The organism is Leptospira interrogans, from assembly GCF_900156205.1.
Taxonomy (GTDB): domain Bacteria; phylum Spirochaetota; class Leptospiria; order Leptospirales; family Leptospiraceae; genus Leptospira; species Leptospira interrogans.
Window position 1 is genome coordinate 262,712 of sequence record NZ_FTNA01000002.1, and the last position, 13,756, is coordinate 276,467.

Genomic DNA, 13,756 nt, shown 5'->3' on the forward strand with positions numbered 1-13,756 from the left:
TTCTCTCACTCTGAATTTATATTATTGAAGTATAAACTATTTGCATTGGATGTTTTATGATGCAGGTTCTTGAGCAATAAAATTAAAAAGTTACTCGTTCAATCAAATTTTTGCATATAGTCACTGTTTTACGACTATCACAAAAATGAAAAATGATTTTATATAATAAATCCACAATAAACCTTTCGCGTTTAAAAGATTAATCTTCTGGTTTTACGATAAAAACATTAGAATTATTGAAAAATAATATAGCGGCAATTAGCAAACTGCTTCAATCGAGCATTTCATGAAACAGAAACAAGATAGAGAATTAATTTTTCAACAACTCTATTATTAGAATTGTTGAAAATTCGATTTTACTACGATATTTTTTAAGAATGTACATTTTAAAACCGCAAACAAAGGAATAAAATGTTAAATTATGGGATCTTTAAATAGAATTAATTCCAACGAGAATTTGAGCATGTACAAAAAAAACCCGGGCGTAAAAACCCGGGTTTTTTCCACCAGAGTAAATTTCAGTCTCTGCTATCAGAATTTAGCTTTTGTTTGGAAGTCATAAATTACTTCTTGAACATCTGCTTGATTGATCTTTTTGATCCCCTGTTCTGTATGAACAATCATTGTTGATCCTTGCTGATCTACAATAGCACCAATCATAGAAGATCCATCCATCATAATAATCTTCTCGATTCTTTCATAATAGTTTACTATGTCTTTGCTGGACTTCAGTTCTTTAGGAGCAGAAATCAATACTTGTTTGAATTTCTTAGCCTCTTCTTCTTGACGAGCTGCTACTTCGCTTTCTAATTTTTTTCTCTCAGCCTCTAAAACGGCTGCTTTTTGTTCGTCAACTTTCCCTGAAGATTCTTCGTTTAGCCGAACCATCTTTTCCGTAGTGTCTTTATCTACGGTTACAATCGTACGGATCTCTTCCTCTTCTTTCTTAGAAATTCCAGAATTATCCAGCTTTTTCACAACGCCGGTAATATTCTTTTCACTGATTTTAGAAGTATCTTTTACATCTAAAGATTTTTCATCCGCTTTTACTACGGAAGCCTGGTTTTTTTCCAAAACAATCTCTGAAGAAGCAACGGTCTGCTGAATTTTTTTCAGATCTTCATCCTTTGCAATTTCTTCATCGCTCAATCCTTCCAAAACCACAACTCGTGGAGCCACTGCGACTGCTCCTTCTAAAACTTTCACAACCGCTTTGTCAGATTTAGATCTGTCTACGATAAAGGAAGTTCCTCTAACACCAGCGATCGCAGTTGGAGTGACCACTGAAAACTGATCTTCTTTCGAAGCCTTGTTGACTTTTGCAAAAACTTTTCCGGAAACAAGTGCAAGTCTTGTATCGGAATTTCCATGAGAATTGATAGAAAGTGCATCAAAATCGATGACTGAATTTTCGGAGATTCGAATTGCAGATCCGTCTGCAAATTGAATATCAACTTTGGACTTTTGTTTGGTACTGACTTTGTCTCCAGTTTTCAAACTTGCACCTAAAGCAGCTTTTTCTTCGGTTAGATCTGCGTGAAGAATTTTAGCTTCTCCTACGCTAAACACAACAACGGCGGAAGGACTATTTCCTTTAGTAGCGGCTGCCTTGGAACTTTCGGTAGGTTTCTTACAAGCGTTAAACACGAGAAGACCAGTGGTCAATACGCTTGAGAAAACGATTAAGAACTTCTTCATACCCATTTTCCTTAAGATTGGATTGATAACAGGACTGCGGTGGGGCAGCCTCTATCTATTGTTTCTCAACAAGCAATAGAATCATTTTTCGCAAATCTTTCAATTTTTTTTTGCTATACGAAAGATATTTCCTGAACCAAAGTCGGTAAAATATACCTCTCCGGATATATCTTGACCAAAAGTACTAATTTGAAACGGAACTTGTATAACTAATTCATTGGAAATTTTTTTACCATTTTTTTGTTTTAAAGCCCAAATTTTACCAGTTACAAAATCTCCATATAGATAAGAACCTACAAGTTTCGGGATTTCCTTTCCTCTATACACATAACCACCCGTAATCGATTGCCCCTCTTCTCTGGAATATTCATGAATTGGATCGATCAAAAAATTATCTACACAACCTGGATTTTTTTTAAAACAATGAAATCCTTCTCGAATGTTCCAACCGTAATTACCTCCCTTCTGGATCAGATCGATTTCCTCAAATTCGTTTTGTCCTACATCGGCTACATACAGTTCACCGGTAAGTTTATCAAAAGAAAATCTCCAAGGATTTCGAAAGCCGTAACTCCAAATTTCAGGTAAAAAACCGGGGTGATGTACAAATGGATTGTCTTCCGGAACCTTATAAGCGGCTCCTGCAGCATGAGGATTGGGAAGAATTCGTAATAATTTTCCTAAAAATGTACCTGGATTTTGTCCGTTTTTATATGGATCGTTTGCTCCTCCCCCGTCTCCAAAACCTATATATAGTTTTCGATCCGGACCAAACGCAAGTTGTCCTCCGTTATGATTCGAATAAGGTTGTTCCAACTTTAATATCATTCTTTTGGAATGTTCAATTTTTTGAACTAAATGCTCTTTCCACTCAAATTCTAAAATTTTAGAATAATCCTTTCCTCCTTCTTTTACGATTACATTTACAAAAAATTTAGAATCTGTTTGAAAATCCGGAGAAAATGCAAGACCTAAAAGCCCTTCTTCTGAACGAGTCTCTATCTGACCCGTAAAATCAGCTCTGAGAGTCTTGACCTTTGTAGTTAAATCAACCTCTATCAACTTTCCTCTTTTTTCCAAAATGATCATTCGTTTTGGATCTCCGGGAAAAAATTGAATATCCGTTGGTTCTTGAAATCCATCTGCAACCGAGACATATCCAATCGATTCAACTTTTGTCTTTATAACATTTCTTCTAGGTTGTTTCTTATCTGCGGTCAATGGGGAATCAAGTATAAGAACGACTCCAATCGTCAAAAGAACTCTGAATAAAAAAATACAAGAATACAATCGAATAAAACGAGTTATAAAATTTTCAAGATTGCAAAAAAGTGAGAACAACTTAGACACTAACAACAAGATCCATTCTAACCGACAAAATCGATAAAAATAGATTCTTAAAAAAATAGAACAAATATCACGAATCTGAAACATGATACTGATTTGCAATTTTTTCTATTTATGAGTCAATTTGAATTTAGAAACGAGTTTTCATTTCGAGAGTTTTAAAGTATTTTTTAAAAATGTAAAAACTCAGAACAATACTTAATCTTTTATTCTAGAATAGAGTTTTACGACAAAAATTTGAAGTACTCAATTTTATAGAGATCCCTAAAAAAGCCCTTAAAAACTGCGTGTCATTTCAGTATCTTCGGAAAAAAATGTAGAATCGAGATGGAAGTTACAAATTCAGTCCGCCAAATTTCTACTATTTCGCTTCTGGAAGAAATGGAAAAAAAATACAAATCCATTCCAATCGAAGCGATCGTTAAACAAGATATTCTTAGACAAGGAATTCATTTTCTCAAAGAAGTTTTTGAAGTAACCGATCCGTACAAAACCAAAGATTATTTTATATTCTCTTTTGATCATATTCCTCTTTCCGAATTAGGAGACGTAAAAGCTCCCGAAGAAATTAAAGTCTCAGGTGGTCATTTTGATCTGCTTCCTACGGTAATCTCCACTCGAAATAATCCAAGTTCACCGTATAAAGTAAAAAAGTCCTCAGATGGAAAACCAGTTCTTTATCTTGGAGAAACGTTTTTAGGAAATTTGGAATTTCCTCCACTTCCCGCTTGGTATCGTCATAAAACTAAAAACGGAAAAATCCCAGGAGAAATTGCACCTGTAATCGAATGGGGTTATTTAATCTATCTCACAGTTTTTAGAAACTGTCAGTATTTTGGTAAAGAAGAAGAATGTGCTTACTGTGATATCAATCACAACTATCGTCAGCAAAAAAACGCGGGGCGTCCTTACACTGGTGTTAAAGATATAGAAGATATTTTAGAAGTTTTATCTTGGATCGATTCAGAAGACCATACAGCAAAAGTTTATACAATTACCGGTGGGAGTGTAATTACTTCCTTAAAGAAAAAAAATGAAATCGATTTTTATCTAGACTATGCAACTGCAATCGAATCCAAATTTCCTGGAAGATGGATGGGTAAAATCGTTTCTCAGGCATGGGAGATAGAAGATTGTAAAAAATTTAAAGAAGCAGGAATCCAAGTTTACCATCCTAACTATGAAGTCTGGGACAAAAATCTATTTCAAAAAATCTGTCCCGGTAAGGAAGCTTATATAGGAAGAGACAATTGGATTCGAAGAGTTGTAGATTCTGCAGAAGTGTTCGGTCCTTCTTATGTAATTCCAAACTTTGTAGGTGGAGTAGAACTTTCCAAACCTTACGGATTTTCAACCGTCGCAGAAGCAATCACCTCTACAAGAGAGGGTTTAGATTTTTTTATGTCGAAAGGAATCATGCCTCGATTTACAGCTTGGTGTCCCGAACCCTATACAACGTTAGGAACACAGGCAGGCCCACCTTTAGAATATTTCTGTGAACTTCTGACTGTATGGAAAGCTACATTCGAAAAATATAATTTACCGATTCCACCAGGTTACGGTGAGCCAGGCCCCGGAAAAGCTGTTTTTTCCGTTTCCGCTTTTATGGACGTAATCGGATACTCTGGAAGAAATTGAAAATAAACAAACCTGCTCCCAGTAAAATTTAAGATTAAATCTTGGAACAAATTCTAAACTTAAAAACATTCATAAATTTGAATACTCTATATCGTTTTTTATCTACTAAGAACGGATTTTTAAAATTTCCACTTAGAAGGTCTTCCGAAATTATGAAACCTACCCGAAGGCACGTAAAAAGGATTATGCCTATATCTGCCATTATTTATCACCTTGTAGTAATTAGAATGATTTCGATATGGATAATACCCCGAGCGATTTCTGTAATCGAAATTCCGACCACAATCGATAGAATACTGTAAGGAACAATCATCGTAATATCGATAAGGTCCTGTATAACAATTTAAAGATAAGAATAATCCCAATAATAAAAATTTTGCATTCATTGTTATAGAACGTTTCCTAAGAAATTAAATTCTATCGGATTTAATGAAAGTGTCTATAGGGAATTTCCCTGATAAACCCCAAATTAACGAAAAAACAAATCAGCTATTAACTTTATTATCTGAATTTTTAAAATAAACGAAAGTTTTTGATACTACTATTTATAACTATATAATAAAGTACCTAATATTTGTATGGAATCAGCGTTTTGTGATAAAATTAACGGTACTCAATTTTATAGAAATCAGTAATTTATATCGAAAAGATTTCTTAAATTTTTGTATCAGACGAATCGTTTTAAACAACTCATGTTATAGAATTTATCAATCTCTATAAAATTGGGTATCAGAAATTTTCGCCATAAAGAACTATTTGAGTGCAAAATATTATGTACTCTGTTATATATTTCTAAGTAGTAAAACAAAACGATTGCATTTGTAAAAGAGAAGAATTTTATGAATATTTAATACCTTTTGAATCCTTTTATGCCTGATTTACTCAAAGATTTATATTCAAAAAATGTGTTAGAACGAATTGCAATTTCTTTTTCGAAAGAAATTCCTTCCATTTCTGAGAAAGAATGGATTCAAAAATTCAAACAAAAAGATTGGAAACAACTCGAACTAAAACAAAGGATTCGAAGAATAGGAGAAGTTTTAGCAGAAGTATTACCAAAACCGTTTCCCCAAAGTCTGCTCAAAATTACGGATTCTCTTGAAAAATCCTTTGAGGGAAAAGAAATCTTTCTTACAATTTTTTTGGGAGACGTAGTTGAAATACTTGGGATCGATTATCCTAAAAAATCAATGCAAGCAATAGAAAGAATTACGAAATTAATCTCTTGTGAATTTTCAATTCGTCCTTTTTTAATCCGACATCCAGAACTCACTTGGAAACAGATGTTGGAATGGTCTTCTCATGAACATCCAGGCGTTCGCAGATTGTCCTCTGAAGGAAGTAGACCAAGACTACCCTGGGGAATGGGGATTCCAGGTTTAAAACAAGATCCTGAAAAAACACTTCCAATACTGGAAAACTTAAAAGACGACAAAGATGAAGTTGTAAGAAGAAGTGTGGCAAATCATTTAAACGATATTTCCAAAGATCATCCAGATTTAGTTTTAAAAATCGCACAACAATGGATAGGCTTTTCAAAAGAAAGAGATCTACTTTTAAAACATGCGTTACGCGGTCTTTTAAAATCTGGAAATTCAAAAGCTCTTGCAATTTTCAAGTTTGATTCCGATGTAAAAGTAAAAATTTCAAATCTAAAATTAAAATCTAAAACTGTCAAAATCGGAGAAGACCTTTTTTTCAGCTTTACCGTACGATCAGAACAATCAAAACAAACCCGTCTTAGGATCGAATATAAAATTCAATACGCAAAAATTTCCGGAAAAACTTCCAAAAAAGTTTTTCAAGTAGAAGAACGACTTTTTCAACCTAACGAATCAACTTCTTATCAAAAAAAACAATCTTTTAAACAGATGACAACCAGAGTTCACATTTCTGGAAAACACGTTTTGGAAATATATATCAACGGAAATTTGAAATCCAAAACTGATTTTCAGGTAATCGTCTAATCTAATATTTGTTAGGTGTAAAAAATCCGTTTTATCCTAAATCAATTTTTTCGTAAAAAAATAAATGTGGGAACTCTCATAAATGGTGTATTTATTAAACTTTGAAAATTGTGGGAACTATGAAATACCAAAAGAATCATCGTCCATCCGATTTTTGCACAAAACCGTTGTTTTGCGGCCATTATCAAAATTTAAATTCTATTTTAGTCAGTTCGTCTGAAAAAAAAATTTCTAAAAGTATGAGTTCCTACAATTTTTTTTCTTACGCAGAATTTCACAGGATTGAAGTTAAATGATTGGATGTATTTTATAGTTCTGAGTAAAATCAGTCAGAAGAAGATTTTTCCACTCTTCTCCATTGATTGGCCCAAGATACAAACGAATTTTGATTTCTAGATTGAATGTATAATTTACCGCTTCCGGAAAACACCGCTACTAAACCTTCTCCACTAAGAAAAAGAGACTTCAATCCCCCTACTTTTTGAATCGTATAATCCAAAGTTCCTTCAAACCCTACGATATGCCCAGTGTCCACCACATATTGCCCGTTTACGTCAATCGTATGAATCGCGCCAAAACTCGAAAAAAATAAATCCCCAGTTCCACCAACTTTTAAAAAGAACAAACCTTCCCCGGAAAAAAAACCTTTAAATCCTCCCCATTTACTATCAATCGTAATAGATTCAGAGCCAGCCACATAAGCTCCTCGGCTTAGGATCAGATCTTCTCCGTTCATTTTACGATATTCAATATCTCCTTGAGTTGCGCTTGTCAAAAAAAGAGTTCCGGTTCCACCTTCCGATTTAAATGTATTTTGAAAAAAAGACTCACCACCCAATAACGCGCGTTTTGCGGAAGCAAAAACTCCACCTTCTGCTTTTGTAATCATTTTGACAGTGGGACTCATTGCAACCATCGCACCCGATTCCGCGCGTATCGATTCTCCATCATTCAACTGAACTTGAACAATTGGAAAATCAGGTTTTAATAATATTTCGTATTTCAAGATTTTTCTCCCTTATCTTTTAATCGGAGGAAGTTGGTTTCTAAACCAACTTCCTAAAGAAGGAACGTTTCTAGACTGAATCCAAACCTTTCCTTTTCCTTTAAAACGGGCCACAAATCCCTCTCCACCTAAAAAGAAAGACTTCCAACCCCCAAACTTAGTCATCTCGTAGTTTAAACCTTCTTCAAAGGCTACGATATGTCCAGTGTCTACGATCATTTCTCCGTCTACGTTTAAAACGTCTATTCCACCGTAACTCGAAATTAAAAGAAAACCGTTTCCTGAAAGTCTAAGAAAAAATAGAGATTCTCCACTGATAAACCCTTTGAGTCCTTGAAACTTTGTATCCATTTCAATGTTCGGTGAAGATGCAAGAAAAGAACTGGACTGTACATAAACCGTTCCAGATAATTCTATTCTTTCCACGTCTCCCGGAAGAGTTGGTGCGAGTAATACTTCTCCGTTTCCAGAAGAAGCAGTAAAAGTATTCATCCAAAAAGATTCTCCGCCTAAAAAAGCTACTTTTAAACTTTTAAAAAATCCGCCTTGTTGTGCTTTATGAGTTTGAATCGTAATTCCAGAACTCATAGACATCATAGAACCGGATTCCGCTTTGATCGATTCTCCTCCATTTAAAAGAACCTTTGCAAAACTATAAGACGGTTTGCTAATAATTTCAATATTCATAATATTCCTTTTTTATTAATTAGGAAGAAGAGCAGTAAGCCAAGATAAAAATCCAGAAGGGACTCTTGTTTGAATCAAAACCCTTCCATGACCGGTAAATTCCATAACTAATCCTTCTCCTCCGAAAAAAGTGGACTTCCAACTTCCTCCCGCCTTTGCAATTTTATACTGAAGACTTTTATCGAATGCAACTATATGCCCCGTGTCTATTGTATAAGATCCTTGAACGTCTATCGGTATGATTCCACCGTATGCATTTAAAAATAATTTTCCATTTCCAAACGCTTCTAAAAGAAAAATTCCTTCTCCACCAAAGAAGGAACGAATTCCTCCAAACATAGGTTTTATCGAAATCGTTTCATCCGATGCTAAATATGCGCCCGATTCCACAATAAGTCCCGTATCTGTAAGATCAATTCCTACTACGTCACCCGGAAGTTCAGGAGCGAGTCCGATTTCTCCTCCCGTTACGGAAGCTTTAAAAACGTTAAAGAAAAAAGATTCTCCGCCAAAAAATCTTCTAGAGATTGCAGATAAAAAACCGCTCCCCATTTTTGTTTCGACATCAATTCCGGGAGTCATATAAACCATAGCGCCTGATTCTGCTTTGATGGTTTGGCCAGGTGATAGTTTTACTTTTAAAAAAGAATACGAAGGTTTGTGAATGATCTCGTAATTCATAGAAGCAGTAATGTAAATAAATTGAGCTAAACGTCAATCGAAAAGTACTTTTAGAACAAATCCATATAGTTAAGTTTAGAATATGACTCAAAGAAACATTTTAATTACCGGCTCTAATCGAGGAATCGGTTTGGAACTTACCAAACAATTTCTTTCTCAGGGAGATCAAGTTTTTGCTCTGTGTAGAAAATCTTCTTCTGAACTAATTCACTTAAAACCGACTCGTATCTTTGAAGGTATGGACGTTTTAAATTCTAACTCGATCCGAGATCTACCTTCTAAACTTTTAGATACAAAGATAGATATACTTATCAATAACGCTGGAATATTAATTCCAGACAACTTACAAAGTTTAGACGAAGAAAACGTTTTTACTCAATTTTTAGTAAACGCGTTAGGGCCTCTGAAGGTAGTAAAGGTTTTACTTTCTTCTTTGAAAAAAAATGCAAAGTTAATCTTCTTAACGAGTAGAATGGGCTCGATCGCAGACAATAACTCCGGCTCTTATTACGGATACCGCGCTTCCAAAGCCGCACTGAACGCAATCGCAGTCAGTTTAGCCAAGGATTTAAGTCCTCGGGGAATTTCAGTAGGAATCTTTCACCCTGGAATGGTGGCAACTCGAATGAGTGGTGGACAAGGAATCTCTATAACCGAAAGCGTTGAAGGTTTAATTAAACGAATTGAATCCTTAAATTTACAAAACTCCGGAAAGTTTTTTCATCAAAATGGAGAAGAACTTCCTTGGTAAATTGTGGGAACTCTTACAATTTCAAGATTTCATAGAAATCAATACTTTGCTGATGGAGTTCCCACAATTTAGATCCGATTTTAAGAATTAGAAATTTATATTTTGGAATCGTTTCAAAGAACCCACTATTCAAATTCTTGGTTTGACTTGGTAAAATCCAAGTCAATGTAATGAGACTATAACCTGTGGTCCTTGAGCTACACAGTTGTAAAAATGAGACAGAATAAAAGAAATGGAACCTAAATTATGTCGGATTGGGCCCAAATCAATGAGTTAAAACACCTTAAAAAACCAATTTTCATAGATCTTTTGGCATAGAGTTTGCTTAATAGTAAATGGAGACTTTCGATTTTCTCTCTAAAAACAGAGTTAAAAACGAACTTCGAATTCTAAATAGACCGTCTTTTAGATGGGACGTTATTGGAAATCGAGAATTTAAAACTATGAAAGAAATTCTATATAGAAGATCAATACAAGACACAGTTAGAATCAAAGGAATTGGACTTCATTCCGGCAAAGAAGTCAATCTAACCGCCCATCCAGCTCCATCCGGAACAGGAATTGTTTTTGAATATCGAAAAGGTTTAGAAAAAGCATCCATTTCGGCAGAACTCAGCAATGTAGTAGATACCAGCAACGCGACCACATTAGGAGACGGAATTCATAAAATCCAAACCGTGGAACATCTTTTAGCTGCGGTCTATGCGCTCGGTTTGACAGATTTAATTCTGGAAATAGACGCAGTAGAAGTTCCGATCATGGACGGTTCTTCTCTTCCTTTTTTACAAGCACTTGAATCAGCTGGAATCATAGAATATCCCGAAATTGTAGAACCCATTTATATTCAAAGTCCTCTCTGGGTTGTAGACGGTGACAAATATCTGGTTTTACTTCCAAGTGACGAACTCAAAGTAACCTATACGATAGATTTCAATCACCCTCTACTCAAAGGACAAAGTATCACTGTCTCTTTAGACAGAGAAAAAATCAAACAAGAGATTCTACCTGCAAGGACTTTTGGTTTTTTAAAAGACGTAGAAGCACTTCAAGCCAGAGGACTTGCTATGGGCGGCTCTTTAGACAACGCAATTGTACTCACTCAAGACGGTTATCTAAACCAACAACTCCGTTTTGAAAATGAATGTGTTCGTCATAAAATCTTAGATCTTTTTGGAGATATTTCCATCGCCGGTCGTCCTATCATAGGACATTATCTGGCTTCTAAAGCAGGGCACGCGCTGGATATTTCTATGGCTAAATTGGTGATGAGCAATGTCACTGGAGACGAAATCAGTAAATATAAAAGTCGTAGAATCCCACTATTCAAAAGAAAAGCAGTCGTCGTTTAAACGTTTTCATTTAGTAATTTCAATTTCGGTCAAATCTGAGTCTTTTTGATTCGTTCTATTTTTGACTCAGAAAAGAATTGTCAGATTCTTCTTTTGGTGAATTCTGTAGTCGAGTTTGAAACTCGTTTTAGAATGATTCCTTCCAAACGTACAGCTTTTCCTGGAATTACAGCCTTTCCGGGAAAACTATACGGTAAGGTCTTAAAAACCGGAAAGAGAAGGAATACCATTCTCACAGGAACCTACGTTCACGAATCCGAAAAAGAAGCTGAAGTAGAAAAGTTCTCTGTCGCTTTAGAAGAAAGTCTTCACAGCTTAAGAATTTTGATTACGTCTCTGGAAACCTCTGGACCAGATCAAAAAGAAATCCAAGAGATTTTAGAAACACAGGCTATGATTTGTTCGGATCCTAGCCTTGCCACCTCGGTTCGAAAAAGAATTCTAGAACTTGGAGAAAATGCAATCCTAGCGGTTCAAAACGTTACCCATGAAATTTCTGAAAAATTCAAAGCCATGGAAAATGAATTTTTCCGAGAAAGGGTAGATCATTTTCAAGATGTTTCCAATCGACTGATTGAATTTATCGCAGGTAAAAAAGAAGAAGATTCTTTTTTATCCGGTTTAAAAGAAGATTTAATCTTAGTCGCAAGAGAACTTACACCTTCACAGATGATTCTCATGGATAAAACTCGTATCCGTGGAATCGCAACTGATCTAGGCGGAAAAACCGGACACATGGCTATTTTAGCCAGAAACTACGGAATCCCTACAATCGTAGGATTGAAAGATTTTTCCTCTCATGTCAAAGACAACGAATTCATCTTTTTAGACGCAGAATCCGGAAACGCGATTCGTTTTCCCACTCTTGAAGAAGTAAAATACTACGGATTCTCTTCTTCCTACCCCACAGAAGAAAATGAAACCAAAAAGATAAGGGCGATAACTAAGGACGGAATCAGAGTTAGGATCAAATGTAATTTAGAAACAGAATTAGATTGTGAACAAGCGATCAAGTCCGGAGCGGAAGGGGTAGGACTTTTTAGAAGTGAGTCTTTATTTTTAAAATATCAGGATAGTAACGTTTCTGGAGAAGAACAGTTCCTTGCTTATAAAGCAATTGCAGAAGGAATGCAGGACAAACCAGTAATTATTCGTACCTTTGACATTGGAGCCGATAAATTTTCAACAGGAGAATTAGAAGAAAATCCTTTTTTAGGAAATCGAGGGATAAGATATTCTTTATCCAATCCAGAATGGTATTCTGAACAACTAACGGCAATTTTGCGAGCATCTGCTTTTGGAAATGTAAGTATATTACTACCTATGATCACTGGTCCCGTAGAAATTACTCGCACACGAAAACTTTTAGAAGAATGTAAACGCAAATTGAGCGCAAAAAAAGAAAGATATAATAAAAAAATTAAAATCGGTGCCATGATTGAAACCCCTGCTGCAGTTGCGGCCTTAGATCTAATCGCAAGAGAAGCGGATTTTTTTTCTATAGGAACAAACGATCTACTTCAATATATCATGGCAGTAGATAGAAACAATATTCACGTTTCTTCTTTATATAATCCATATCATATTTCTTTTTTAAGAGCTTTGATTCGAATCGTGGAAGTTTCTAGGGATTACGACAAACCCCTAAGTCTTTGTGGAGAACTTGCATCAGATACTGATTTTACCATTTTTTTAGTTGGTATTGGCATCCGTGAACTTTCGGTTTCAATTCCTTTTTTAAGTCCAATTCGAAAAATCATTCGATCGATTTCGCTGCATCAAGCAGGAATCTTGGTAAGAAAAATTCTAGAACTTTCCGAACAAGAAAATTATGAAAGTATTGAAGCATTCCTTTTTAGCAAACATCTAAGCTAAAACTTTTCGATTTCTAATATTAAAAACACAAAGGAATCCCAAATTCTTTCCTTTCCTTGAAAAAAAACAGGTCCCAAACTTTCTTTTTCTTTTTTTAAACAGAGATAGGAATGTTTCCCAGTTCTTAAATAAAATTTTCCGGACTTTCCAGAAAGAAGTTGTATCAGATGTTTTAAAAGTTTTGGAAGATTCTTCTCCTCTTCCGGAAGAACAACCCCCGTTATTAAAATTTCCCGATTCTCAAAATGGCCTTCTAGGGCAAACGCTTGCGGATTCCATTCTTCAAATAACATTTTTTCATACGTAGCAAGAACTGGATTCAAAATTGGATGAATTGTAGAATTTATTTTCATAGGAAATTCTTTTCCAAAAACTTTCGGAATAAAACCCTTAGTCTGAAATAAATTTAAATGTTCAAATTCATCAATTTTGGAAAGCCCCAGAACAAATCCTGGACTGAATCCTTGTGCAATAATTTTTTGCTCACAACGAACCGATAATGCAGCTCTCATACAAAAAAAACCCAAATTGAATGGAGAAAATTGAACCAATTTGGAAAAATCCCAAACCTCATTCTCTCTCAAGGGAGAAAAATATAAATTATCGAGGGCATATAAATCTCCGTGTCCAGAAGGTGAAAATACGGAATGTTTTTGGGTTTTTTGTGTGCCGGTCATACAAATTTTATCGGTCCGACGACAAATTCTCAGAAGAAATAAAAAAAGCCGACCTTGAGTCGGCTTTCAAAAGGAAATTA

Annotated in this window: 12 protein-coding genes; 5 read left to right on the forward strand and 7 right to left on the reverse strand. The window is 35.1% G+C overall.

The annotated features are described in order from the left end of the window. Positions 1-531: 531 nt before the first annotated feature. Positions 532-1,698: a lipoprotein LipL45 gene (locus tag BW942_RS02750; RefSeq protein ID WP_000714033.1), complete on the reverse strand. Its 1,167-nt coding sequence runs from the start codon at positions 1,696-1,698 to the stop codon at positions 532-534. Between the two features lie 99 nt (positions 1,699-1,797). Then, positions 1,798-3,132, reverse strand: a complete 1,335-nt coding sequence (locus BW942_RS02755; RefSeq protein WP_000486431.1) for a PQQ-dependent sugar dehydrogenase — start codon at positions 3,130-3,132, stop codon at positions 1,798-1,800. 240 nt (positions 3,133-3,372) lie between these two features. Here BW942_RS02755 and BW942_RS02760 point away from each other — a divergent pair, with 240 nt between their 5' ends. After that, positions 3,373-4,683, forward strand: coding sequence for a radical SAM protein (locus BW942_RS02760; protein ID WP_000454163.1), 1,311 nt, complete (start codon positions 3,373-3,375; stop codon positions 4,681-4,683). Between the two features lie 119 nt (positions 4,684-4,802). Here BW942_RS02760 and BW942_RS21375 read toward each other — a convergent pair whose 3' ends face one another. Continuing rightward, on the reverse strand, positions 4,803-5,069 hold the full coding sequence (locus BW942_RS21375) for a hypothetical protein (protein WP_154213693.1): 267 nt from the start codon (positions 5,067-5,069) through the stop codon (positions 4,803-4,805). Positions 5,070-5,552: 483 nt separating this feature from the next. Here BW942_RS21375 and BW942_RS02770 point away from each other — a divergent pair, with 483 nt between their 5' ends. Next, the gene (locus tag BW942_RS02770) at positions 5,553-6,650 is read left to right on the forward strand and encodes a DNA alkylation repair protein (RefSeq protein WP_001113029.1); all 1,098 of its coding nucleotides are present in this window, start codon (positions 5,553-5,555) and stop codon (positions 6,648-6,650) included. 325 nt (positions 6,651-6,975) lie between these two features. Here the strand turns inward: BW942_RS02770 and BW942_RS02780 are convergent, their stop codons facing one another. The 3 genes from BW942_RS02780 to BW942_RS02790 are packed head-to-tail and all read right to left on the reverse strand — an operon-like array spanning position 6,976 to position 9,024. Beyond that, positions 6,976-7,656, reverse strand: a complete 681-nt coding sequence (locus tag BW942_RS02780; RefSeq protein WP_000873009.1) for a TIGR00266 family protein — start codon at positions 7,654-7,656, stop codon at positions 6,976-6,978. Positions 7,657-7,668: 12 nt separating this feature from the next. Then, the gene (locus BW942_RS02785) at positions 7,669-8,343 is read right to left on the reverse strand and encodes a TIGR00266 family protein (protein ID WP_001019283.1); all 675 of its coding nucleotides are present in this window, start codon (positions 8,341-8,343) and stop codon (positions 7,669-7,671) included. Between the two features lie 15 nt (positions 8,344-8,358). Next, complete coding sequence (locus tag BW942_RS02790; RefSeq protein ID WP_001105364.1) at positions 8,359-9,024, reverse strand: TIGR00266 family protein; 666 nt, start codon at positions 9,022-9,024, stop codon at positions 8,359-8,361. Positions 9,025-9,106: 82 nt separating this feature from the next. Between BW942_RS02790 and BW942_RS02795 the strand changes: the two genes are divergently transcribed. The 3 genes from BW942_RS02795 (at position 9,107) to ptsP (ending at position 12,999) form a co-directional block, all read left to right on the forward strand. Continuing rightward, on the forward strand, positions 9,107-9,775 hold the full coding sequence (locus tag BW942_RS02795; RefSeq protein ID WP_000194186.1) for an SDR family oxidoreductase: 669 nt from the start codon (positions 9,107-9,109) through the stop codon (positions 9,773-9,775). Between the two features lie 335 nt (positions 9,776-10,110). Next, entirely contained in the window at positions 10,111-11,124 is a 1,014-nt protein-coding gene (lpxC, locus tag BW942_RS02800) for a UDP-3-O-acyl-N-acetylglucosamine deacetylase (protein WP_000447207.1), read from the forward strand. A gap of 45 nt (positions 11,125-11,169) precedes the next feature. After that, positions 11,170-12,999: a phosphoenolpyruvate--protein phosphotransferase gene (gene ptsP, locus BW942_RS02805; protein ID WP_000621271.1), complete on the forward strand. Its 1,830-nt coding sequence runs from the start codon at positions 11,170-11,172 to the stop codon at positions 12,997-12,999. Here ptsP and BW942_RS02810 read toward each other — a convergent pair. Then, on the reverse strand, positions 12,996-13,676 hold the full coding sequence (locus BW942_RS02810; RefSeq protein ID WP_000148177.1) for an LIC11631 family protein: 681 nt from the start codon (positions 13,674-13,676) through the stop codon (positions 12,996-12,998). The two genes, ptsP and BW942_RS02810, sit on opposite strands and share 4 nt — an antisense overlap. Between the last annotated feature and the right edge of the window lie 80 nt (positions 13,677-13,756).